The organism is Nocardia sp. NPDC055053, assembly GCF_053608285.1.
Genome location: NZ_JBSGVD010000005.1, coordinates 213914 through 237344, shown reverse-complemented (window position 1 = coordinate 237344; position 23431 = coordinate 213914). Strand labels below are relative to the sequence as shown.

Below are 23431 nucleotides of genomic sequence, written 5' to 3'. Positions count from 1 at the left end.
TCCCCGTGGGGCGCCAATAGTCGGTGGCCCCCACCCCCCCCCCCCCCCCCGGGGGGCGGGTGTGCGCCGGGGGGGGCTGGTCCCACCCCCCCCCCGCCCCCGACTGTTTCGCGGTCAGCTGTGCGGCGCAGACTGGACGCTGTGTGCGCCCGCGCGGCGGCCGGAGAAGACGCAGTCGGCCAGGGACAGGCCGCTGACGTAGGAGTTCGAGCAGATACCGACCGCGGCGCGCCCCGCCGCGAACAAGCCGGGGATGATGTCGCCGGATTCGGCGCGAACCGCGCCGGTGTCCTCGTCGACCAGCAGACCACCGAGGGTGAGCATGGGCATCGGGTAGGTGAGCCGTGCGGTGAACGAGATGTCCAGCAGCGCGAAGGGCCCAGTGCGAATCGGGCGCCGGATATCGTCGGGCTTGCCCAGCGGATCGGGCCGATTGTTCTCGATCGCCTGGTTGTGCGCGTCCACGGTGGCGCGCAGGGCGACCGGGTCGATATCGGCGCGGGTGGCGACCTCCTCGACGGTGCGGCCGGAGACTCGCCCGATCCGCCACAACCGCTCGGTCTGCATACGCTGGAACCACACCGACTGCGGGCCGATCTGGGTGCGGGCTTCGGCTTCCAGTTCGGCGTCGATCAGCAGCCAGGCCCGGTTGCCGGGACTGGTCGCGACGGCCGCGCCCAGTGCGGCGCCGTAGCGGGATTCGTCGATCATGCGCTGCCCCAGGCGATTCACGGCGATCGAGCCGAACAGCGCACTGGGCGGCGCGATGAAGCGCCACGTCGACAGCGCGTCCATCTTGCCGCTCGCCGCGCCGATGTCCTGCGCCATGGTGATACCGCTGCCGTCGTCACCGGCCGTGCCGAGCGGCAGCCCCTGCGACCACGGGTACGCGGGGGCATGCCGGGCCACCATCGCCTGGTTGGCGATGAACCCACCCGTCGTGAGCACCACGCCGGATTTCGCCTGGATCCGCACCGGCCGTCCGTGCTTGCGCTCGATCCGGGCCAGTAGCGCCTCCACCGCCCGGCGCAGACCCGGGTGGTACACACCGGGTTTCGCCGAAATGCGGGCCAGCACGGCGAACCGGCGCCGTACCGCCGCGGGCGCACCGTCGATCGTGACGGCCTCGACGCCCGTCACCCGTCCGTCCTCGACGACGAGACGGGTTGCCCTCGACCCGGTTCGGACGCGGACACCCCGCGCGGCCGCCGACTCGGCCAGCGGTCCGAACAACGCCTTGCCGGATACACCGGGGCCGTGCACGCGGTGGCCGCGCTGCCGCGGCTTCGCGAGTTCCCGGTAGCCGCCGGAGTTCTCGCTGCCCGAGTAGTAGAGGTAGTAGTCGTCGGTCGGATACGACGTCTTGTACGGGCACACCGACGGCTCGAACGGTACGCCGTGCGCGGACAACCAGTCGATCAACGCCGGGGATTCTTCGCAGAACCGGCGCAGCGTCGGCGCGCTCACCGCGTCACCGACCTCGGCCTCCAGATAGGCGAGCATGTTCTCGACGTCGTCGTCGATCCCCGCGGCGCGCTGCACCCAGGTGCCGCCACCCGCGTACACGATGCCGCCGGACAGCGTCGTCGCCCCGCCGCCCAGATAGCGGTCGATCGCGAGGACATCGGCGCCCGCTGCACGCGCGGCCAGCGCCGCCACCACACCAGCGCCGCCGTATCCGACGACAACGACGTCGGCTGACAAATCCCAGGTCCGCACCTGTACCACCTTCCGGGCGGACGCGCCGTCGACATGGTCGCCGCCTGGGCAAACTATAACGTGTTCTAGAAATGCGTCCAGGGCCGCGTCGGTGCCGGGGACTCGGCCCGTCCGGGGCGACACTGGGAGCCGTGGACAACGATTCCCCGGCGAAACCGCGGCCGCGCACGCGCACCGGGATGCCGCCGTGGCTCCCGCGGGCGATGGCGCTGGCCCTGGTCTTCTTCGGGCTGTTCCTGCTCGCCGACTGGGCGTTCCACCGGCTGCTCGGCCTGCTGATCATCCTGCTGGTCGCCTTCTTCATCGCCCTGGCGATGGAGCCTGCCGTCGCGGTGCTGGTGCGGCGAGGCGTGCCACGCGGACTCGCCACCGGTCTGGTGTTCATCGGCACCTTCGCCTGCGTGCTGGCCTTCCTCGCCGCACTGGTGACGCTGCTGGTGGAGACCACCACGAACCTGGCCCGCGAGACGCCGCGACTGCTCGACGAGGGCATCGGCTGGGTCAATCGCGCCTTCGGCCAGCACTTCACGATGCACGACCTGAGTCAGCGGCTGCTGCGCGAGTCCGATCTACTCGAGGGTTACGCCCGCACCGCCGCCGACAATGTCTGGGGCGTGTCGACGACCGTGCTTGGCGGGCTGGCCCAGGTCCTGACCATCGCGTTGTTCAGCGTCTACCTCACCGCGGGCGGTCCGAAGGTGCGGCGCACCGTCTGCTCGATGCTGCCACCCGCCCATCAGCAGACCTTCCTGCACGCGTGGGATCTCGCCATCGACAAGACCGGCGGCTACCTGTACTCACGGCTGCTGCTCGCCATCGTCTCCGCGATCGCGCACGGCGCGTTCCTGGCGATCCTCGGCCTGCCCAATCCCATCGCGCTGGGCGTGTGGTTCGGTGTGATCTCCGCGTTCATCCCGACCATCGGCACCTACATCGCCGCGATCCTGCCGGTGTTGGTCGCCTTGTCGGTCGATCCGCTCGACGCGGTCTGGGTCATCGCGTTCGCGGTGGTGTACCAGTGGGTCCAGGACTATCTGCTCCAGCCGCGCATCACCGCGCGCACCGTCGATGTGAATGCCGCGATCGCGCTGCTGGCGGTGCTGGCGGGCGGCGCGCTGCTCGGCGCGGTCGGCGCGCTGCTGGCCATCCCGGCCACGGCGACCGTCCAGGCGTTCCTCTCCGAATACGTGAAACACTATGCGGTGACCGAGGATCCGCGCATCGACCAGACCACAGCGCGCCGGAAACGGTCAGCGGAAGCACCCGCCGACGACTGACCCGTTCCGGCGCGCGGAGCGGGCTATGCCTTGCCCGACCCGAGCCCGGCGCGGACGGCCTCGGCGAATTCTGTTGCCGCCGAACGCGCTTGCGGATCGACGAGCGTGCTGGCGAATCCGTGCGGGAGGTTGTCGAACTGGCGCAGCCGGACCGGGACGCCTGCGGCGCGGAGCCGATCCGCCAGGGCGGTTCCCTGGTCGCGCAGGACATCCATCCCGGCGGTGGCCACATAGGTCGGCGGCAGCGCGCTGACATCGTCGGCGGACAGCACGGAGAAGCGTGGATCCACGCGATGCTGCTCGGTGCCCGCGTACCAGTTGATGGCCCGTTCGACGCAGCCCTTGTCGAGCGGAGTGGTGAACAGGTCGCTCGAGACGTGACGGTCGAGGTCACCGTCCACGGCGGGATAGAGCAGCGAAAGGTGCGCGGGGCGATACCGGGCAGGCAGATGCAAGGCCACCGCGGCGGCCAGATTCCCACCCGCGCTGTCGCCACCGATGCCGATCCGGGCGGGGTCGGCACCGAGCGACTCGGCATTGTCGACCACGTAGCGGAACACCGCGGCGACATCGTCGTAGGCGGCCGGGAACGGGTGTTCCGGGGCGAGCCGGTAGTCGGCCGTCAGCACCGTGACACCGGCCCGGTCGGCCAGGAAACGGGCCAGCCCGTCGTAGCCGTCGATGCTGCCCACGTGCCATCCACCACCGTGGATGAACACCAGCAGCGCGCCGTCCGCGCTGTGCGGCGTGTAGATCCGCGCGCGCAGGGCACCGGGGACGGCGATCTCGGCGGTCTCGACCGGGCCGGTCGCCACGGTGGTCGCCAGGCTCATGAACCAGTCCAGCCTTCGGCGCCGCGCAGCGGTAGGCGGCGTGAGCGCCAGCAGGTCGCGCTTGCCGATGGCGGAGAACATCTGCATCCTGCCGCTCAGACGTTGCCCGTCGACGACGGGACGCCGAATCGGCAGCAGGTCGAAGACCGCGCCGGGCGCGGACAACGCCTTCCCCGCGGCGCCACGAACAAGGTTTTCCAGCAACGACACAACTCCACCATGGCTTTCGTCGGGCCCGCCGATCGTTCCAGCGAGTTCGGACCTGATTCTGTCCCACCGAACCGACCGGCACCGATGATTCCGGTCGCCCGGGTAGCGAACCGCGCAGATCGGGCGCAAGATGAAGTATTCGCCGACTCACCACTACGGGGATCTCCGATGAGTCGCGCGCCACCGACGCCGCGTGTCAGGCGAGACTGCCGATACCGCAAAGGAGTCCGCCGGTGAGCCACGCATTCTTTCGCGCGATATCCGAGTCGCGCGCACACGCCGAGGTGCTGATCCCGGAGCCGCACGCGGGCAGCGGCTGGGACGGCGGCCAGCTGCGGGGTATGGCAGTCGGCGCCGCCCTGGCACGAGCGGTCGAACGTGAGGTCACGGCCAGGGGCCGCTCCGACCTGCGCCCGGTCCGATGGACGCTCGACCTGTTCCGTCCGGTGTTCATGCGCCCCTGCCGGACTCGCCTCACCGTGGTTCGCGACGGGCGGCGGCTGGCGCTGTTCGACGTAGTCCTGATCCAGGACGACAGACCGGTCGCCCGCGCCGGTGCGCTGTACCTGCGCCCAGGAACCGCACCGGACGGCATCTGCTGGTCACCCGGCACGACCGCCGATCCCCCGCCGACCGATCGTCTTCCCGCGCCGGGCCAGGATCGGGTGTACTTCAGCGAGGACGCGGGCTGGGGCCCGGATCCACGCACCCACCACAACACCGGGCGCACCGGAATCTGGCACCATCCGGTCGCGGTCGTGGCCGGTGAGCAACCGACGCCGTTCCAGTTCGTCGCGGGCCTGGCCGACGTGACCAACGTGATCGCCAATCTCGGCAGCAACGGCCTCGAATACATCAATGCCGACGCGACGCTCACCCTGACCCGGCTGCCGGAGGGCGGCGAGGCCGGGCTGATCGGCCTCGACCGGATCGCGCAGGACGGCATCGTGATCGGCACGGCGGCGGTGTACGACCGCAAGGGTGTGTTCGGCACGGCGACGGTCAGTTCACTCGCCAATGCGCGGGGCCCTGCCGATCTGACCGTCATCGGGGCCGTGCCGAATGCGGGGTTGTAGCCGGGGATCGGCGACCACTGCCACTGAGGAGGGCAGGCTCCAGCCAGTCACGAACCGCCCCTGTTTGGAGTCAACACGGCAGGGTATCGCCGATCTGGATCACCCACAGACCGCCGCCGGGGACGGGATGGCCGATCTCCTGGACCGGCAGGCAGGCGGTTGCCGCGCACCAGCGCGCCCACCCGGGCGCTGCCCCTACCGGGCCGGCAACCGCCACCTCCACTTCGCGACCCGCTACCACCGGATATCGGCGGTGGACTCGAGCGGTTCGCGCGCCCCGGTCAGCTCGGTGGTCGCGAGGGTGTCGGCGTCGTGCAGGGCAGTCGGGAAGCGGAGCCGAGTCCGCTCTTCGATCTCGGTCAGCGCGACCTGGAACACCCGGAACTCGTCGAGTTCGAGCGCTTCGCGCAGATCGAGTTGCTGAGTCAGCAGAAACGCGCGGCAGGTAAGCCTGCCCGCCTCGACGAAGCAGATCACCTTCCAGTACTCCTTCGGCAAGGCCACCCCGCGGTGGACGCGGTCATCGGCGCGGAAGACAGGTCCCCCGAACACCGTCACCTTCAGGTCGTCGACGTCGACATCGTCGAACACCGCGTCTTCGAGCTGCCCCCACACCCCACGGCGGCTGCTCTGATTGAAGTCGTCCATCTGCGGGGTGATGTTGGTGTAGAAGAACGAGTCGATATTCGCCTTCTCCGCTTCGCTCTCACTGCCCCACAGCAGGTCGGCCCGCCGCGCCAGGTGCCCACGATCGAGCCGATTACCCTGGTAGAGCTCATTACCCACCTGCACATCGGCCGGGATCCGCGAGTCTTTGACGAAATCGATACCGCGCCTCCCGATCCTTTTCATCGCGCCACCATCGATATTCCAGCCCACCCAGAAGGCAAAGCGCCGCGTGGCACTCAGTGCCAACGAGAAATGCGTGTACCCGATGACTTCGGAACCGTCGAGGCGCACCGCGTCCCCGCGCACCGCGGCATCGAGCTCCGGAACCCCGATACTCGGCCCGAGGAAGCCACGGTCATACCCGGTCGACACCGCTTCGTCCACCACGACGGAGTCGCCGATCCGGTTGGTATTCATGTCGGCAGTCATCGTCAGCCCTTTCCGCAGTGACGGGATGCTGTCTGCGCGCTCACCGAGCGGGCACACCCATCGTCATCGTCCCGATCGACAACCTCACGAGTAGTCGACTACCCGCATTCCGTCGTGGACGCGCACTCGTCCGCACGGTGGCGGGGAGATTCGCCGCGTCGAACGGCGTGCGCGCGTACTGTCGCAGGCATGGCCTGCCGGATCACCGAATTCGTCATCGACTGTGCCGACCCGCGACTGCTGGCGGACTTCTGGTGTGAAGTCCTCGGCTACGTCGAAATCGACCAGGAGGACGGCGATGTGGAGATCGGCCCGCCAGGATCTGTACCCGGCGGACCTCAATTCACCCTGCTGTTCAGTCCCAGTGCCGAGCGGAAACGCGAGAAGCTGCGGTTGCATCTGGATGTGAATCCCACCGACCGCGATCAGGACGCGGAGTTGGCGCGGCTGCTCGACGCGGGTGCGCGCAAGATCGACATCGGACAGACGGGCGCCGAATCCTGGCACGTGCTGGCCGATCCGGAGGGCAACGAGTTCTGCCTGCTGCGGCGCCGGGTCGAGGAAGTGCAGAGCGACTAGCTGATACTCAGCGTTGACGCCAGCTCAGCGGGCCGGGAAGGTCGACGCTATTCTTCCTGGTGCGGGAGTTCCAGGTCCACGGACCGATCTTGATACTCCACGAAGACAGTCCGGACTGCGTGAAATTGAGCTTCAGCGGGCCGAAGGACTTGCGCTGACGAAATCTGATGGGCATGAGAAGCCTTCCTGAATCGCCCCCAGGATAGCCGATCAGGTTGAGCCCCCATGGCTTTCACCGCGCAGGACCTGTTCGCAATCAGATGGCAAAACAACTGTCCGTACGAATGACGTTTGCCCACTGGCCATCCGGGCATGCCATAGCTATGACCAACTCACGTAGTCGGAATCCGAGTACGACGAGCATGGATCTGCCCAGCATCGCCATTGTGCTGGCCACCTGCGTGTTCTTCCTTTTCGGACTGTCCGTCCTCACCGAATCCCTCCTGTTCGCCGCCGCCGGAAGTCTCGGCCTCGCGGCCGCCATGGTCATCGCGACCCGGGTGACGATCTGAGGCGCCGAACCGGCACCGGGTCTGTTTAGGACCTGGATTCTGCGGTACCGCCACCATGTGGCCGCTCTCCGACGGCCACCATCGATGGTCATGCCGGTAGCAAAGGAGAACGCCGTGGTATCTCGGGACATCGTCGCTCAACTGCGACAGGACATCACCACCGCCGGCGACGCCGGCGACCAAGAAGCGGTTCAACGATTGCGCCGCGAACTGGCGGAGGCCATGGAAGACACCGGCGCCCCCGGGTCGGGCGGCCACGTCACCGAAGCCACCCTGCGCCGATTGCTCGACGACGACGCGCCCGACGCACGCCTGGTGCTCTCGGAAGGCCACGTCGGTATCCGGTCCGGCGCCGGCGACGACGACGGCGGCCTGCTCGTCATCTCGCGCGCCGACCTCGTCGACCGCGTCGGCGACGCGCCGGAGGTACGCGTCCTCGTCGAACAGGCGGCGGTGCTCGACACCGATATCGGTCTCCTCGGCGCGTAATCAACGATCAATCCATACCTTCAGGTAGGTCTGGCCGTACTATGGTGTACGGCCAACTGCCCCTTCCCCGGTCACAGCTCCGCCGGGCGCTAGGCTGGCGCGGTGCCGACACGGAAGGCGACCATGACCGAAGGTGCCAGCAACCCGCGACCGACCGCGCCGGTGTCCAAGCGCAAAGCAGCGGCGGCCGGACGCGCTGCCCGCAGGCTCGGTGTCGAGGACTGGACCACCGCGGCCCTCACCGTGCTCCTGCGCGACGGCGTCGCCGCGATCACCATCGCCAAGCTGTGCGAGGAACTCGGGGTGACCAAAGGCAGCTTCTACTGGCATTTCGACGGCATCGATCAACTCCTGGAAACCACGGCGCAGTTCTGGTGCGCCGATCAGAACGACGCGGCCCGCGGCTTCCAAGGCCTCGACGAGCTCCCCCCGCAGCAGCGCCTGGCCCGCATGGGCGAGTTGCTCACCGCGGAGCGGGTATGGCAGGTCGAACTCGCGGTCCGGGACTGGGCCCGCACGAACGCCAAGGTGGCCGAGGCCGTGAAGGCGCTGGATCAGCGGATCTTCCACGCGCTGTCCGACACCCTCGTCGACATGGGGTTCTCCGCGGAACAAGCGGAGATGCGGGCGGGCCTGATGTGCTTCGCCGGGATCGGCTTCGTCCACGGGAACCAGAACCTGCCCGTGCCGACCGAGGATCACCGTCGCGAGTTCTTCCGGTTCATCACCAGCAAGGAAACGCCCCACTGATCCAGCGGTTCACGTCAGCGCGACCAGTTCGTGCAGGGTCGAACCGGTCCGTCGCTCGGTTCCCGCCTCGGTGCGCACCGTCAGATCGAAGGTGGATTCGAACCGGAAGTAGCCAGGGTGCCCGACCAGACGGTGCACCAGTGGCTTGATCAGGCCCGACCGCACCACGGGAAGATCGTCGAGCAGGTCGTGGGCATGGATGACCCGCACCACGTCCAGGCGCAGCTCGAGCCGGTCCGGCACGTGCAACTCGACCCACTCGGGATAGGTCCGTCCCGCGGTGGTGTCGAAGCGCGCTGGTCCCTCGGTGAGCCTGGTCTCGCCGGTGGACAGCACGATCTCGTCGTGGTGCGCGAGCATCAGCGGGCTGATCTCGTGCCCGCCCCGGCGCTGCTGGGTCAGTACCGAGGCGAACAGCAGGGAGTAGTCCTCGACGTACAGCCGTCCCCAGTGCCAGCGCTCGATGATCTTCTTCATGTCGCCGACGCCCCAGTTGTGGTCGTGATACCCACGCCCGGTGACCTCGTGCCGCACACCGTCGAGTTCGATCGCGCCGGTCACCCGTGCCCGCGGGGCGCCGACCATCCAGCCGAAGGAATCCTTGGCGCCGAATCGGGTTTCGCCCTTGCCCGGCATCCAGCTGGGCACTTCGTTGTGGAACCGCAGGTCGAAGACGATGCCGTCCTCGGCCATGTGCAGATGGTGGGTCGGGAGTCCGTCGGCCCCGAACTCGGTGCGCGCGGTGTTGTGACCGACGCGCACGTCGCAGCCATCGGTGGCGAACGAGGTGGCCGAGCGGGGATAGCGTTGCGACATCTGACGACGGGTGCCGTCGGGCGCGTAGACCAGCATCTCCACCCAGGGCCGCGCGAGGGGCAGATCCTCGGGGCGGCGTTTGGTCAGGAAGCCGATCACCACGTGGCCGGTGTCGAGGTGCGCGTCGAAATACCAGTGTTCGAAGGCCAGCTTGCTCGGCGACGGATGTAATCCGTTGTGCCGGGGCCGCACCGGTGTCAGCACACTGTCCTGGCGTCCTGGCCCGTTCCATACTTCGACGATGTCCGCGGTACTCATGGCTGCTTTCGGTGGGTTCATCGGCGCAGCGCGCCACTGGCGTCGAAGGCCGCTTCGCGACCCTGCATCTGGGCCCGGTACCAGTTCTCGCGATGCGCGAGCATGAGCCGCTCGTGCACCCGCGCGAACGGCGGGCAGGCTCGGCGCACGATCTCCATCGCGGTGATCAGCGGAAAGCGCAGGATCGGAATGGCGATCCACGGAAACGCGGGCGGCATGGTGTAGCGACGGCGGGTGCCGGGCGCCATGTACATGGCGGAGTAGACGGAATTGATCCGGTAGTTGTACATCTCGCGCCACCGGGTCAGGCCACGGTGACCGTCGCGAGGCGCGAACGCCGCCGGATAGGACTCGATCAGTTCCGTTCCGTGCTGCCCGGCGTCGTAGGACCGCGACGCGATCGTCATGGCCAGCACCCGCAGCGCGTCGAGGACCGTCTCCGGGTACCAGCGCAGCCGCACGCCGAGCAGATGGCCCATGTACTTCTGAAAGTGCAGCAGCGCACGGATTTCCGACGGTGTCGTCTGGTATCCCAGCGCCCACAAGCCGAGGCCGGGAGTCACGCTGCCGCCCAGCAGGGTCAGCATCTGGTAGGTCTGGCTGATCGGCAGACCCCAGCGTTCGATGTCCCACTCCGGATGATCGGCGACCTTGGCCCGCACCGACACGTGCATGACCCGCACCTTCAGTGCGGTGGCCCGGCCCGCCGAGCCGGGGGTGAGCAGCGCGTCGCGGGCGGAGACGTCCATCCAGAAGCGGGTGGTCTCCAGGAACCGGCGCAGCGCGCTGTCCCCGGCGTACCCGCCCGCCAGCGACAGCGGGGTCGCGACCGCGGCTTCGGTGTACATCTCGAGGGTTTCGGCACCGGCGAAGCTGAACAGCATGGTGCCCCAGCGCCGCCAGATCGCCGCGCCCTGTTCCACCAGTTCGGGCACCACCCAGTCGGGGACCGTCTCGAACTCGGCGAACAGCGCGCGCATGGATTCCGGTGCGTCGGGCACCGCGTCGATACCCTCGGCGAGGGCCGTGTCCAGCATCCGGCGACCGGCTTTCGAGCCGATCTCGCCGTGCATCACCTCGGCGACGAAACGCTCGGCCACCGGGTCACCGGTGAACAGGTCCTCGCACAGGGCGGCGGCCTGCTCGTCACTGGGAAACAAGGGCTGCCTGGTCACGGCCGCGAAGATGCGTTCGATCCGGCGCACCGTCGGCGTGCCGCGCGCCTCCCGATAGCGAAAAGCCGTGGGGCATTTCACCGGCTGGACATGATCTTCGACGATATCGGCCACTGTCGGCCTCCTGACGTTCAATTCGCTCATCGACTGCGATCGGCGTCGCGTTGCACCGACCATACTATGAAGCACATATTTCCGTACCCGAAAGTATGGAATGCTCTCGCTCCTACGGCACGATGCGGTATTTCAGCATCATGTCGTGGTCCTCGTGGTCGAGCAGGTGACAGTGCCAGACGTAACCCCGCAGGTCGTCGGGGTGATGGCCCGCGTGGTCGGCGACGCGGTGCCCGCCATGGCCGTCCGCCCCCGCGAGTTCGGTCGCGACCCGGCGCGGGAAGGCCGCATCCGGATCGAAGCCGAGTTCCGTCGCGGTCGGGAACCGGACGATGATGCTGGTGACCGTCCCGCCGTCGACCCGCACGATGTCTTTGCGACCCGCTTCCCATGGCCGCGGCGGCTGCATGGGACCAGCCAGGAACCCTTGCGCCGACGGCACCCATTTCTGCCCGACCGGCGGCTGCGGATGGGCCAGCTGGTAGTCGACCGTCCGCAGTGGCGTCCGGCCGAGAATGCGAAAAGTGACCAGGTGCAGGTGGATCGGGTGCGGATCGGGCGTGATGTTGACGAGGTCCCACTGCTCGACGGTGCCCTGGCGTGGCATTTCGATGTCGGGGCTGGCGAAGGTGAGGTTGTTCAGCGACATGATCGCGGGCGGCACCCGCAGCTCGTAGGGCTGACTCACCGTGACGGTGCGCACCACGGTCGGCGTCTCGATCGCCGGCAGCACCGGCGGCCCGAATGTGCCGCCGCGCAACCGTTCCGGCACACCACCGGCGAAACCCGGCCGATCCTGCACCCGGAATTGGCAGAACATCGGCATCGCGACCTCGCCGAGGATCGCGGCCTGGAACACCGGCGCCTCGTCGTTGCGCAGTTCGACCGTCTCGCCCGGGTCCAGCTCGGTGAAATCGACCAGCAGGTCTACGCGTTCGCCCGGTGACAACCGCAGCTCGTGCACCACGACGGGCGCGTCGAGCAGGCCGTGATCGTTGCCGATCACCCAGAACCGCATCCGGTTGCCGAAGAACAGATTCCACACACTGAACGACGCGGCGTTGAGCACCCGGAAGCGGTAGAGGCCGCGCGCGACCGGCAGATACGGCCAGATCTTGCCGTTGACCATGCCGATGTCCCCGACGGCCCCGCCTTCCCAGCCACCTTCCGGCACCACCGGCGTCGACCGGACCGATTGACGCCCGTCGGCGGTGAACAGTTTCTCCTGCAACACCAAGGGAATCTCGAACTCCCCGGCGGGCAGCCCCAGCGGATTACCGGGTTCGCCGGTGTCGAATTCGTCTCGGAGCAGCAGCATTCCGGCCAGTCCGGCGTAGACGTTCACGCGGGTGATGCCCATCGCGTGGTCGTGGTACCACAGATGACCGGCGTCCTGAGCCAGGGGGAAATCGTGGTCGATGCCGCCGCCAGGGTAGACCAGTTGCTCGGGATGCCCGTCGCTGTCCGGCGGTGTCACACCACCGTGCAGATGCAGCGAGGACGGCGGAGCGGCGCGGAAACTCTCGGCGACACCGTGCAGGCTCGTATCCATGTCGGCGGCGAGCGGGTGCGTGGTCATCCGGTTCTCGAAACGCAGCCGCAGCGGCGATCCCACCGGATGCTCGATCGTCGGTCCCAGATAACTCATCCCGTTGTAGCCCAGCGCCGGTGAATCCGGCAGGTCACGGTGGAAGCGGTGGGTGGTGGTCGAGGCGACGAGGTCGAGCTTGGCGCCGCGCACCACGGGCAGCTGGGGCAGTTCGTCGACGAACGGTTCGACAGCCGGGGAATGGAACAGCAGTGGACTGCGTCTCCCGGGCGCTGCGACGGGGGCCGCGGAGGCAGGCGCCTCGATCAGCACCGTACCGAGCAGACCCGCGCCGGCCACTCGCAGAAACCGGCGGCGTTCAATCGGATGTTCCATGGTCGAGCCCTTCCGTGCTGCACCGTTGCATGCACGATGGGCGACCATACCACTGGGTACAGTGGACAGTACCTCTTTGGATGTAGCGTTCCGCGATCAAGGGTTCTGGCTACTGTGGAGTCATGGGCATCGAGTGTTCCGACATCGTTGCAACACCCAGGGCCGAGGTTTTCGCCTGGTTTGCTCGTCGCGGCGCGTTCACGCGCCTGGCACCACCGTGGCAGCCGGTGACCCTGCTCGCCGAAGCGGATTCCCTGGCCACCGGCCGGGCAGTTCTCGGCTTCCCCGGCGGACTGCGCTGGATCGCCCAGCACGACCCCGGCGAGTATCGACCGCCCGAGCGGTTCGCCGACGCCGTCGCAGCCCAAGGCCCTGCCTCACTCCCCCTCGCCCGGCTGCTGCCGTGGCGCCACATTCACGAGTTCGCCGAAGTCGACGACGAGCACACCCGCGTCATCGATCGGGTGCGGACACCGGTTCCGGAGTCGGTATTGCGGCCGATCTTCGACTACCGCTACCGTCAGCTGGCGAACGACCTCGCCGCCCACCACCGCGCGAGCGAGTCCGGTTACCGGCCGGCCACGATCGCGGTCACCGGCGCGTCCGGCCTGGTCGGCACAGCACTGTGCGCCTTTCTCAGCACCGGGGGTCACCGCGTGGTGCGCCTGGTCCGGCATCCCGCACGTCATCCCGACGAACGGCGGTGGGACCCCGACGATCCCGCCGCCGACCTCCTCGACGACATCGATGCCGTAGTCCACCTGGCCGGCGCCTCGATCGCGGGCCGGTTCACCGCCGAACACAAGCGCGCGGTGGCCGACAGCCGCATCGAGCCGACCCGGCGACTCGCCGAACTCGCCGCCGCGTCGGGGGCCGGCACCTTCGTCAGCGCGTCCGCCATCGGCTACTACGGCTACGACCGGGGCGAGGAAGCACTGACCGAGCAGGCCGAGCGCGGTGACGGATTCCTGGCCGATCTGGTCGAACGGTGGGAGGCCGCCTGCGCGCCCGCCGCCGGGGCGGAAGTTCGCGCTGTTCAGGTGCGAACCGGCATCGTCCAGTCACCGCTGGGCGGCACGCTGCGCCTGTTGCGTCCGTTGTTCGCCGCCGGACTCGGCGGGCGGATCGGGGACGGCAGACAGTGGTTGTCCTGGATCGGCATCGACGATCTCGTCGACGTGTATCACCGCGTGCTCTGGGATAGCGGCTTGACCGGCCCGGTCAATGCTGTTGCACCACAGGCAGTTCGAAACACCGAGTACACCCGGGTGCTGGCGAAGGTGCTGCGTCGACCCGCGTTGCTGCCTGTCCCCGGTTTCGGACCGGCACTCCTGCTCGGTAGGCAAGGTGCGCGCGAACTCGCCGAGGCGAATCAGCGAGTGATTCCGTCACGGCTGGCCGGCGCCGGGCACACCTTCCGCACAGCGGAACTGGAGGAGACCCTGCGCCATCTTCTCGGCCGGACCACTACACCCACCGGACTAGGCTGAATCCCACTGCCGGACATCCCGATAGCGCGCCGAGCCCCCTCCGGAATCCACCGGTGCACTCCTGTTCCCACGCGCAAGCAGCTCCTGAATGCATCGAATGTGCATCGTTTACTGACTACACCGCAGCGGCGATCCGCCATCCCGGGGTCTAGCTGAGGGCTTCCACCGCGTCGGCCAGGCAACCGATCCGCTCGACCGCGTCGGGCAGCATCACGACATCCCAGCCCGGCCCGCCGACGAGCACCCGCGCCCCGGCCGCCGCGCAGGCCAGCACCGCCGAGGTCAGCGCGGTCGACTCGCGCTGGGACCACAGCAGCACCGCGGGCGCGCTCGCCTGCCGGGCCAGCGCGCCGGACAGCGCGTCGGTGGGGACGTCGGCGCCGAGCATGCGCGCGCCGATCCCGGCCTGCGCCAACGCGGCACGCGCTACATCCAGTGGCAGCGAATGTGTTTCGCCGCTGGTGCACGCCAGCAGTACCGGTGCACCACCCGGCGCTGGTGTCACCCGCTGCATGACCGCCGCGATCGACCACGACAGGAGGTGCTCGACATCGATACAGGCCTCGCCGCCACCCTGGCGCGCGACGATATCGGCGAAGGCGGGGCGGCACAACGCTTCCCAGGTCCGCACGACACCGTAGGCCCGCACGTGCGCGTCCAGATGAGCGCAGGCGGCGGTGGTGTCCAACGCGAACACCGCCTCGAGCAGGGCCGCGCGGTCTCCGAGCACCAGCGCGGAGCCACGCGCCGCCGCCGCGGCGCCCGCCGGACTCGCACCGCCGCCGATCAGGTCGAGCATGCGCTCGAGGACCGCGATGTCGGCGTCGGTGTAGAGCCGGTGGCGGCCCGGACGGTCTTGCGCGGGCCCGATCCCGTAGCGACGGTTCCAGCTCCGGAGGGTGGCGGTCGGGATGCCGAGGCGTTCGGCCACCGCGCGCACCGTATATCCGGCCATGGCGGTGGCGGGCGCGGAACCGGCGGGCATCGCTTCATTCTGCCCCGCACGCCCCGGTCTGTACGCCGCGGCCGGGTCCGAGCGCGGCGGCGTTGCCCCGCCGGTACGCCGGTCCGACATCGTGGCGTCCTGCCGGATCCGCCGAATCATGAATCAATTATGCATCGTTTGCTGATAGAATGGCCACACCATCGATCTCGAGGAGTTTCCGTGCGTACTCGACGTAATCCATGGATGACTGCCCTGTTGCTCGCCGCGACCGCGAGCCTCACGGGCGCCGGCGCCGCGGTCGCCGCACCGCCAGCGCCCGTCCCGCGGCTCGATCTCGATCGCTATCTCGGCGAATGGCGTCAGCTCGCGGCGATTCCGCAGGTGTTCAACCTCAATTGCGCGCGCGACACCACCGCTGTCTACACCCTGGACGCCAGGGGCGACATCGGCGTCCACAACCGCTGCCACACCTGGACCGGCGGCGTCGACGAGATCCGCGGCACCGCCACGGTGAACGACCCGGTCACGAACGCGCAACTGCACGTGAGCTTCCCCAGCGTTCCCGGCCAGGGTGAGCGCGAGGGGGACACCAACTACGTCGTGACCGCGCTCGGCCCTGACTACTCGTGGGCACTGGTCACCTCCCCGAGCAGGCTCTCCGGTTTCGTGCTCTCGCGCACCCCGGCGCTGGACGACCCCACCTGGCGCGAGGTCGACGACGCGATCCGGGCGGCGGGCCAGGACCCGTGCGTGTATCTCACCTCGCCGGCGACCGGCGGACGTGACGATGTGCGCCCCCTGTGCGCGCGATGAGCGTCGCCATCGCACTGTTCACCCGCGACCTGCGGGTGCACGACAACCCGGTCCTCACGGCAGCGGCCCGTGTCGCCGACCAGGTGGTACCGCTGTTCGTCGTCGACGAGGCACTGGTGCCCGGCCGCTGCCCACCCAATCGCACGCACTTCCTCGCGGCGGCACTGGCCGAGCTGGACGGAGAACTGCGCGCGCGCGGCGGTGCGCTCGCCGTACGACGCGGTGCGGTGGTCGACGAGGTGGAGCGCGTGGTCGAGGAGACCGGTGCCGCGAGCGTGCACATGGCCGAGGACGTGAGCCGCTACAGCAGGGCGCGTGAACAGTCGCTGCGCGACAGGCTGACCGCAACCGTGCACTGCCACTCCGGTTCCGTCACCACCACTTTCGCGGAGCTCGTCCCGTCGACCGGACGCGATCATTTCGCCGTCTTCACCCCGTACTTCCGGCGCTGGAGCCAGGCTCACCGCCGCACCCCGCTGCCGGCGCCCCGATCACTGTCCCTCCCACCGATCCGCAGCGGCGCACTGCCCGTCGCGAAGGATCTCAGTGATGGCGGGCCGTCGCCACGGTTGACGGTCGGCGGGGAAACGACCGCCCGTACGCTCCTGCGTGATTGGCTCGACGGCCCGATCGACAGCTACGCCCGCGACAACGACTATCTCGCCGCCGACGCGACCTCCCGATTGTCGGCGCACCTGCATTTCGGATGCCTGTCCCCCACCGAGGTGGTGCGCCGCGTCGACACGACGACCGACAGCGAACTCGCCTTCGCCCGGCAACTTGCCTGGCGGGACTTCCACCACCAAGTGCTCGCCGCCCGCCCCGATGCCGCCTGGTCGGATTATCGTCGGCGCACGGCAGCGGGCCCTGTAGACGAAAAGTCCGTCGCCGCATGGCAAGACGGGCGCACCGGCTATCCGATCGTCGACGCGGGGATGCGGCAACTCCGCGCCGAAGGCTGGATGCCGGGTCGAGCGCGCCTGATCACCGCGAGCTTCCTCGCCAAGTCGCTGCGCCAGGACCGGCGGATCGGCGCGGCACACTTCCTGCACTGGCTCGTCGACGCCGATCTCGCGAACAACCAGCTCAACTGGCAGTGGGTCGCGGGCACCGGCACCGACACCCGCCCCAACCGGGTCCTCAATCCCCTGCGCCAGGCCGACCGCTACGACCCCGACGGCACCTACGTGCGGCGGTGGCTACCCGAGCTGGCACACCTGCCTGGCGCGCGAATTCATCGTCCCTGGCGCGAGAACGTCGATCCGGCAACCTATCCCGCGCCGATCATCGATTGTGCCGGGCGGTGAGGCCGGCCTGGCAATTCTTCGAGTGGAAAAGAGACAGCCATCCGAGCGGCCGGGCCAGCCGAACTCCGTGGCATCCACACCGTGCGGCATTGTGCCGCACGCCGACGGAAGTGACGGAAAGATCATGCGATACCTGCGCAGAACTCTCGTAGCGGCCATGCTCCTCGGCTCGACGCTCGGCGTCGCGGCCTGCACCGACGACGACGCGAGCACCACCACGGCGACCACCTCCGCACCGATGCCCACGGCACCGAACACCACCGGCGCGGACGCCGCGTCCGGCCTGGTCGGGCCGGGGTGCGCGGAGTACGCCGCCCAGGTTCCGACCGGTCCCGGCTCGGTCAGCGGAATGGCCGAGGAGCCGGTGGCGGTCGCCGCGTCCAACAACCCGATGCTCACCACTCTCGTGTCGGCGGTCTCGGGCGAGCTCAATCCCGACGTCAACCTGGTCGATACCCTCAACGGCGGCCAGTTCACCGTGTTCGCACCCGTCGACTCGGCCTTCGCGAAGATCGATCCGGCGACCGTCGAGACGTTGAAGACCGACTCGGCCGCCCTCACCGAGATCCTCACCTACCACGTGGTCCCCGGCCAGATCGCGCCACCGAGCATCGCGGGCACCCACGAGACCGTGGAGGGCGCCGATGTCACGGTCACCGGGTCCGGTGACACACTGAAGGTCGGCGATGCGAACGTGATCTGCGGTGGTGTGCGCACCGCGAACGCCACCGTGTACATGATCGACAGCGTGCTCATGCCGCCCGCGGCGTGATGTCGACGATGGTCGCGCCGCCGCGGACCGTAGAGTCGGGCGAGAAACATCCCGGCGGCGCCCATCCGGACCTGCGGGCTGGCCGAAATCCCTCTCATGCCGATGCAAGCAGGGACCACACGATGACGAACCGGCCGGGCTCCTCGCCGATCCGCCTGAGATCGGTCGCCGATCCGGCGGCCGCTTGTCCGGCGGGCGCCAAGCCCGACCATGCCGTCCAAGCCCGCCTGGTCACACTGCTGGCCGATGTCGCGACCGGCGATCGCGGCGCGTTCGCCGAGTTCTACCGCGCGACCAGCCCCCGGGTGTTCGGTCTGGCGTTGCGCGTGGTGCGCAATCACGGCGCCGCCGAGGACATCGCCCAGGAGGTCTTCCTCCAGGTCTGGGCCCTGGCAGCCGAATACGACGCCACCAAGGCGAGCCCGATCGGCTGGTTGATGATGCTGACCCACCGGCGCGCGGTCGACCGGGTGCGGGCCGAGCAGTCGGCCACCAGCCGCGACCTCGTGTTCGGCCACGCCCACCTCGGCCGCGATCACGACACTGTCGCCGAGGAAGTCACCCAGCGACTCGACGAGCAGTCGGTGCTGGACTGCCTCGGCACCATGACCGACCTCCAGCGCGAGGCGGTGGCGCTGGCCTACTACAGCGGGCGCACCTACGTCGAGGTCTCCGAGACCTTGGACGTGCCGTTGCCGACGGTGAAGAGCCGGATCAGAGACGGCTTGAAAAGACTCGAGAACTGTTTGACCGGAGGTAATTCCCGATGAGCGAGACAGATCGGCGGACCCCCTGGTCGTGGCTCGACGAGGCCTACCCGTACGCCCTGGACGCCCTGGATCCCCAGCAGCGACAAGCCGTCGACCATTGGCTCGACGCCGCGGGACCCGACCGCACGGCGGAGTTCCGCGGCATCGTCCGGCGAATCCAGGAGACGATGGCTGCGGTGACCGTGGTCGACTCGGTGCCGCCGCCCGCGCGACTCGAAACCGCGCTGTTGCGGGCCTTGGACCAGCGCCATCCGCGTCGCGCCGACCTGGGCAGGCGCTGGCATGTCCGGTGGTTGACCGTCGCCGCCGCGGCGATCGTTGCCGTCGGTGCCGGTGTCGGCATCGCGGTGCTCGACCGGGCGAACGACGGTCCTGGAGCGATCACCGCGCAACAGGTGGTCGAGCAGCCCGACAGCCGAGAGTCCTCGGTCGCCGTCTCCGGCGGTGGCGCGATGACGGTGTATCAGTCGAAGGCACTCGGCGCCGCCGCCGTGTCGTTCCGGGACCTGCCCGCGCTGCCCGCCGACCGCATTTACCAGCTGTGGCTGGTGCCGTCCGCAGGCACACCGCAGTCGGTGGCGGTGATGGATGGTCCGGCCTCGGTCGTCACCGCCGTCGAGCCCGCCGACACTCTCGCGGTAACCGTCGAGCCTGTCGGTGGCTCCGTCGGGCCGACCACACCGGTGATCGTCAGCATGACTGTCGGCTGACCCGCCTGAAGCGGGTCAGGCCGGCACTCGATACTTCAGGAGTGACAGCATGATTCGCCGTACCGCGGCCGTGGCCGCCACGACGGCCGCGGCCGCGGTCGTCCTCGGGGTCGGACATCTCGTGGCCGTCGTCGTCGATCCGGGTTCCTCCCCGTTCTTCGTGCTCGGGGCGACCGTGGTCGATCACACGCCGATGTGGTTGAAGGACAGCGCTATCCGCTGGTTCGGCACGAACGACAAACTGGCACTGGCTGTCACGATGGGTCTGGTCATGATGGTGGCCGCCGCGATGATCGGGCTCGTGGCCCGCCGCAGCCTTGCGCTGGGAGCAGCCGTGCTGGGAGGTCTCGGCGTCGTCGTGGCGGGGCTCGCGCTGCTCAGGCCGACTGCCACGCCGCTGTGCGCATTCCCCGCGGTGGCCGGTACGGGTGCGGGGATCGCGGCGCTGTGCGCACTGTTCCTCGTGCCGTCCGACGACGGCCATCGGGTCGGTCCGACCCGGCGTGGTTTCTTGCTCGCCTTGGCTGCGGTAGCCGCCGGAGCGGCATCGGCAGGTGCGGCAGGGCAGTTCCTCGGTAGCCGATTGCGCGACGTCGGCGCCGACCGAGCGGCCTTCCGCCTTCCGCGCGTCGCCGAATCGATCCCGCCGGTGACACCCGAGATGGACCTCGCGGTTCCCGGATTGACCCGATTCATCACTCCCGCACAGGATTTCTATCGCATCGATACCGTCCTGCAGCTTCCGTCGCTGACCCGCGCGCAATGGCGTCTGCGCATCCACGGGATGGTGGACCGCGACATCCATCTGGACTACGACGAGTTGAGCGCCAGGACCGCCGTCGAGTCACTCCTCACGCTCACCTGTGTGTCGAACGAGGTCGGTGGTGGCCTCGCCGGAACCGCCACCTGGACCGGCTACCGCCTCGCCGACCTGCTGACCGAAGCCGGCCCGGCCCCCGACGCCGACATGATCTTGTCGCGCAGCGTCGACGGATTCACCGCCGGAACCCCACTCGCCGCCGTGCTCGGCAACCCGGACGCGCTGCTCGCCGTCGCGATGAACGGCGCCGCACTGCCCGTCGCCAACGGCTACCCGGTCCGGATGATCGTGCCCGGCCTCTACGGCTACGTGTCCGCCACCAAATGGGTGGTCGACCTCGAAGTCACCCGCTTCGACCGCGCAGAGGCGTACTGGACCGAACGTGGCTGGGCAGCACAGGCACCCGTCAAGACCGCGTCCCGGATCGATGTCCCGGCCGCGTTCGCCACCCTCTCCGCCGGACCCGTCACCGTGGCGGGAGTCGCGTGGGCACAGGGCCGTGGCATCAGCGCCGTCGAAATCCAGGTCGACGACGGCCCCTGGCAACCGGCCACGCTAGCCGCGGCGTACAGCCTCGACACCTGGCGCCAATGGACCTGGGCATGGAACGCCACACCGGGAACCCATGCCCTGCGCGTACGCGCCGTCGACGCCACCGGAGCCCTACAGACCGACACCCGGACAACACCGTTCCCCGACGGGGCGACCGGCAGGCACTCGCGCGTGGTGACGGTCCGTTGACCGTCGGTCTCAGCCCTGGCGCCGGCTCAGCGGACCCGTGGCTTGCGAGCCACGATGAGAAAGCGCGACGAGTGGGCGATGAACGGGCCGTCGGTGACGATCTGTTCGTGGAGTTCGCGGAGACGGTCGTGATGGGCCTCGACGGAGAAGCCGGGAACGATCCAGATGACCTTGCGCAGGAAGTAGATCACCGCGCCGATGTCGCGGAATTCCATGCGCAGTCGCTCCGCTCGGATGTCGACGACGTCGAGGCCTGCTGCTTCGGCGGCCGCGCGGGCGGTGTCGGGGTGACGGCGGCTGCGCACGGCCCGCGGTTGCGGGCCGAGAAAAGAACTCGCAGAGTTCGAACACGCTCGCCGGGCCTACGTGCTGGGCGAGGTAGGTGCCTCCCGGTTCGAGCATGCGGGCGATCTCGGTCCAGTGCACCGTGACCGGGTGGCGGCTGATCACCAGATCGAAGGCCGCGTCGGCGAACGGGAGTGGTGGTTCGTCGTCGTCGGCCACGACCACGACACCGCGCGGCCGCAGCAGGGCCGTCGCCTTGGCGGCATTCGGCGGCCATGCCTCGGTCGCCGCGGTAACCGCGGGGAGCCGCGGGACGCCGGCCAGCACTTCACCCCCACCGGTCTGGATGTCCAGCGCCGCCGCGGCCAGGGCGAGGCGCTCCCCGATCAGCCGCTGATAGCCCCACGACGGCCGTTCCTCGGTGGCCCGCCCTCCAGTCGGCGGGCGCCAACGGAGCCTCGGGACCGCCGAGGGCCGCGGCGACAATCGGGCAGCCCGCGGTGAAATCGCTCGACGTCAGCGTGTCTTTCCACATCTGGATGAAGGCGGCGAGGCTGTCGACGGGACTGTCGGTGGCGGTGTATCCGGCGATCACCGAACTCATCATCTGCCCGGCCACCCGGGTCGACTCCTCGACGAGTTCCGCCTTCCCGCGGGGGAAGTTCTGATAGATCGAGCGCCGCGCGGTGTCGCTACGAGCCAGCAGGTCGGTGATTCCGGTGCCGGCCACGCCGCGTTCCCGCACGAGCGCGATCATGCCGGCGATGAGCCGTTCACGTGGACTCGGCGTCACGGCATTCCTCCTCTGATCGAACGACCGATGCTTGATGAACATCGCGCATCTGGACATCTTCCGGCTGATGGATCGGTCACATCCCCTGTGGCAACTGCATGTCATCGAGGGCCTCGACGACGGCCGCGTGGCTCTGTATGTCAAGGGCCACCACGCCCTGCTCGACGGAGTGGCCACCGTGCGGCTCGCGCGCAAGGTGATGTCGAACGATCCCGACGAACGCGGTAGGCCGGCGATCTGGGCGTATCGAGAATCCGGCAAGCGGCGGCCCCGCACTGCCCCGGACTCGGAAGGTACAGGCGGGCCCGGGCTCCCCTCACTACTGCGACTGATGAACGCTCCGATCCGAGGGGTCGCGGATCAGCTCACCGGGGTGCAGGCGATCTCACGGATGTACGGCGGGTTGTTCGGATCCGAGACGGCCTTGATCAAGCCGTACTCCGCGCCGGCCTCAATCCTCAACGGCCCGATCACCGCCGAACGCCGGATCGCCACCCAGTCGTTCGACCTGGACCGCGTCACCGCGCTGGCCCAGCGCTGCGGGGGAACGATCAACGACGTGATTCTCGCGATCTGCGCGGGCGGCCTGCGCCGCTACCTCGCCGAGATCGACGCGCTGCCCGCGGACCCGCTGATCGCGGGCATGCCGATGTCGTTCCGCCCCAAAGACAGCGACGACGCCGAAGGCAACGCGACCACCATGGCGCTGGCCACTCTCGCGACCGATATCGACGATGTGCGGGACCGTGTTTCGGCGATCGTCGCGTCGACGGTCGCCGCCAAACAGCACATGAGCCGGATGTCGGGCGCCGCGGTGATGGCGTACACGGCGATGCTCATGGCGCCCTTCGGCGCGAGCTTGGTCCTCGGTGTGAGCAGCCGGATCACGCCGATGTTCAACGTCGTCATTTCCAACATGCCGGGGCCGAGCAAGCCGTTGCACTACAACGGCATGACCCTCGAAGAGTGGCACGCCGTGTCGATCCCGCTCGACGGTCAGGCACTCAACATTACGATCCTGTCGTACGCGAACCGCCTCAACTTGTGCGTCACCGCGTGCGCCACCTCGCTGCCCCATGTCCAACGCGTCGCACCGTACTGCGGTGCCGCACTGGCCGAACTGGAACGGGTCTACCTGCAGTAACACGACAACC

General features: G+C 68.8%; 23 protein-coding genes and 1 pseudogene. 14 read left to right on the top strand and 10 right to left on the bottom strand.

The genetic code is table 11. From position 1 onward, the window contains the following. Positions 1–114 precede the first annotated feature (114 nt). Positions 115–1719, bottom strand: coding sequence for an FAD-binding protein (locus ACWF82_RS07710; RefSeq protein ID WP_452499034.1), 1605 nt, complete (start codon positions 1717–1719; stop codon positions 115–117). Positions 1720–1850: 131 nt separating this feature from the next. Between ACWF82_RS07710 and ACWF82_RS07705 the strand changes: the two genes are divergently transcribed. Then, positions 1851–2996 (top strand): AI-2E family transporter, encoded by a 1146-nt coding sequence (locus tag ACWF82_RS07705; RefSeq protein ID WP_452499032.1) that lies wholly within the window; start codon positions 1851–1853, stop codon positions 2994–2996. A 23-nt stretch (positions 2997–3019) separates the two neighbouring features. Here ACWF82_RS07705 and ACWF82_RS07700 read toward each other — a convergent pair whose 3' ends face one another. Beyond that, complete coding sequence (locus ACWF82_RS07700) at positions 3020–4039, bottom strand: alpha/beta hydrolase (protein ID WP_452499030.1); 1020 nt, start codon at positions 4037–4039, stop codon at positions 3020–3022. 233 nt (positions 4040–4272) lie between these two features. Between ACWF82_RS07700 and ACWF82_RS07695 the strand changes: the two genes are divergently transcribed. Continuing rightward, entirely contained in the window at positions 4273–5115 is an 843-nt protein-coding gene (locus tag ACWF82_RS07695; protein ID WP_452499028.1) for an acyl-CoA thioesterase domain-containing protein, read from the top strand. A gap of 234 nt (positions 5116–5349) precedes the next feature. On the opposite strand, the gene ACWF82_RS07690 is transcribed toward ACWF82_RS07695, so the two are convergent. Further along, complete coding sequence (locus ACWF82_RS07690; protein ID WP_452499026.1) at positions 5350–6213, bottom strand: DNA/RNA non-specific endonuclease; 864 nt, start codon at positions 6211–6213, stop codon at positions 5350–5352. A gap of 189 nt (positions 6214–6402) precedes the next feature. On the opposite strand from ACWF82_RS07690, the gene ACWF82_RS07685 reads away from it, so the two are divergent. Continuing rightward, positions 6403–6792 (top strand): VOC family protein, encoded by a 390-nt coding sequence (locus ACWF82_RS07685; RefSeq protein ID WP_452499024.1) that lies wholly within the window; start codon positions 6403–6405, stop codon positions 6790–6792. 7 nt (positions 6793–6799) lie between these two features. Here the strand turns inward: ACWF82_RS07685 and ACWF82_RS07680 are convergent, their stop codons facing one another. Beyond that, positions 6800–6967 (bottom strand): DUF4236 domain-containing protein, encoded by a 168-nt coding sequence (locus tag ACWF82_RS07680; RefSeq protein WP_189029076.1) that lies wholly within the window; start codon positions 6965–6967, stop codon positions 6800–6802. Between the two features lie 187 nt (positions 6968–7154). Between ACWF82_RS07680 and ACWF82_RS07675 the strand changes: the two genes are divergently transcribed. The 3 genes from ACWF82_RS07675 to ACWF82_RS07665 all read left to right on the top strand — a co-directional run bounded on the left by ACWF82_RS07675 (position 7155) and on the right by ACWF82_RS07665 (position 8543). Then, positions 7155–7304, top strand: a complete 150-nt coding sequence (locus ACWF82_RS07675) for a hypothetical protein (RefSeq protein WP_452499022.1) — start codon at positions 7155–7157, stop codon at positions 7302–7304. A 114-nt stretch (positions 7305–7418) separates the two neighbouring features. Next, a complete protein-coding gene (locus tag ACWF82_RS07670) occupies positions 7419–7793 on the top strand; it encodes a hypothetical protein (RefSeq protein WP_452499020.1) in 375 nt (124 codons plus the stop codon). 123 nt (positions 7794–7916) lie between these two features. Further along, entirely contained in the window at positions 7917–8543 is a 627-nt protein-coding gene (locus ACWF82_RS07665) for a TetR/AcrR family transcriptional regulator (RefSeq protein WP_452499019.1), read from the top strand. Positions 8544–8552: 9 nt separating this feature from the next. On the opposite strand, the gene ACWF82_RS07660 is transcribed toward ACWF82_RS07665, so the two are convergent. The 3 genes from ACWF82_RS07660 to ACWF82_RS07650 all read right to left on the bottom strand — a co-directional run bounded on the left by ACWF82_RS07660 (position 8553) and on the right by ACWF82_RS07650 (position 12830). After that, the gene (locus ACWF82_RS07660) at positions 8553–9617 is read right to left on the bottom strand and encodes a lipocalin-like domain-containing protein (protein WP_452499017.1); all 1065 of its coding nucleotides are present in this window, start codon (positions 9615–9617) and stop codon (positions 8553–8555) included. Between the two features lie 17 nt (positions 9618–9634). Then, the gene (locus ACWF82_RS07655) at positions 9635–10873 is read right to left on the bottom strand and encodes an oxygenase MpaB family protein (protein ID WP_452499175.1); all 1239 of its coding nucleotides are present in this window, start codon (positions 10871–10873) and stop codon (positions 9635–9637) included. 145 nt (positions 10874–11018) lie between these two features. Continuing rightward, positions 11019–12830 (bottom strand): multicopper oxidase family protein, encoded by a 1812-nt coding sequence (locus ACWF82_RS07650; RefSeq protein WP_452499015.1) that lies wholly within the window; start codon positions 12828–12830, stop codon positions 11019–11021. Between the two features lie 122 nt (positions 12831–12952). Between ACWF82_RS07650 and ACWF82_RS07645 the strand changes: the two genes are divergently transcribed. Continuing rightward, positions 12953–14320 (top strand): TIGR01777 family oxidoreductase, encoded by a 1368-nt coding sequence (locus ACWF82_RS07645; RefSeq protein WP_452499013.1) that lies wholly within the window; start codon positions 12953–12955, stop codon positions 14318–14320. A gap of 148 nt (positions 14321–14468) precedes the next feature. Here the strand turns inward: ACWF82_RS07645 and ACWF82_RS07640 are convergent, their stop codons facing one another. After that, on the bottom strand, positions 14469–15305 hold the full coding sequence (locus tag ACWF82_RS07640) for a MerR family transcriptional regulator (protein ID WP_452499011.1): 837 nt from the start codon (positions 15303–15305) through the stop codon (positions 14469–14471). A gap of 204 nt (positions 15306–15509) precedes the next feature. Here ACWF82_RS07640 and ACWF82_RS07635 point away from each other — a divergent pair, with 204 nt between their 5' ends. From ACWF82_RS07635 to ACWF82_RS07610, 6 genes are all read left to right on the top strand, one after another. Next, complete coding sequence (locus ACWF82_RS07635; RefSeq protein ID WP_452499009.1) at positions 15510–16079, top strand: lipocalin family protein; 570 nt, start codon at positions 15510–15512, stop codon at positions 16077–16079. Beyond that, a complete protein-coding gene (locus ACWF82_RS07630; protein ID WP_452499007.1) occupies positions 16076–17386 on the top strand; it encodes a cryptochrome/photolyase family protein in 1311 nt (436 codons plus the stop codon). The genes ACWF82_RS07635 and ACWF82_RS07630 overlap by 4 nt, the downstream gene beginning before the upstream one ends. 124 nt (positions 17387–17510) lie before the next feature. After that, positions 17511–18158: a fasciclin domain-containing protein gene (locus ACWF82_RS07625; protein WP_452499005.1), complete on the top strand. Its 648-nt coding sequence runs from the start codon at positions 17511–17513 to the stop codon at positions 18156–18158. 122 nt (positions 18159–18280) lie between these two features. Then, complete coding sequence (gene sigK, locus ACWF82_RS07620) at positions 18281–18928, top strand: ECF RNA polymerase sigma factor SigK (protein ID WP_452499003.1); 648 nt, start codon at positions 18281–18283, stop codon at positions 18926–18928. Beyond that, the gene (locus ACWF82_RS07615; protein WP_452499001.1) at positions 18925–19638 is read left to right on the top strand and encodes an anti-sigma factor; all 714 of its coding nucleotides are present in this window, start codon (positions 18925–18927) and stop codon (positions 19636–19638) included. Before sigK ends, ACWF82_RS07615 begins: the two co-directional genes overlap by 4 nt. 49 nt (positions 19639–19687) lie before the next feature. Continuing rightward, positions 19688–21199: a molybdopterin-dependent oxidoreductase gene (locus ACWF82_RS07610; RefSeq protein ID WP_452498999.1), complete on the top strand. Its 1512-nt coding sequence runs from the start codon at positions 19688–19690 to the stop codon at positions 21197–21199. A 26-nt stretch (positions 21200–21225) separates the two neighbouring features. On the opposite strand, the pseudogene ACWF82_RS07605 reads toward ACWF82_RS07610, so the two are convergent. Both ACWF82_RS07605 and ACWF82_RS07600 read right to left on the bottom strand, forming a co-directional pair. Further along, a pseudogene (locus tag ACWF82_RS07605) lies at positions 21226–21916 on the bottom strand (methyltransferase domain-containing protein); the annotation flags it as partial. After that, entirely contained in the window at positions 21813–22277 is a 465-nt protein-coding gene (locus ACWF82_RS07600; RefSeq protein ID WP_452498997.1) for a TetR/AcrR family transcriptional regulator, read from the bottom strand. The gene ACWF82_RS07600 and the pseudogene ACWF82_RS07605, both read right to left, overlap by 104 nt. Before the next feature lie 34 nt (positions 22278–22311). Here ACWF82_RS07600 and ACWF82_RS07595 point away from each other — a divergent pair, with 34 nt between their 5' ends. Continuing rightward, the gene (locus ACWF82_RS07595) at positions 22312–23421 is read left to right on the top strand and encodes a wax ester/triacylglycerol synthase family O-acyltransferase (protein WP_452498995.1); all 1110 of its coding nucleotides are present in this window, start codon (positions 22312–22314) and stop codon (positions 23419–23421) included. Positions 23422–23431 lie beyond the last annotated feature (10 nt).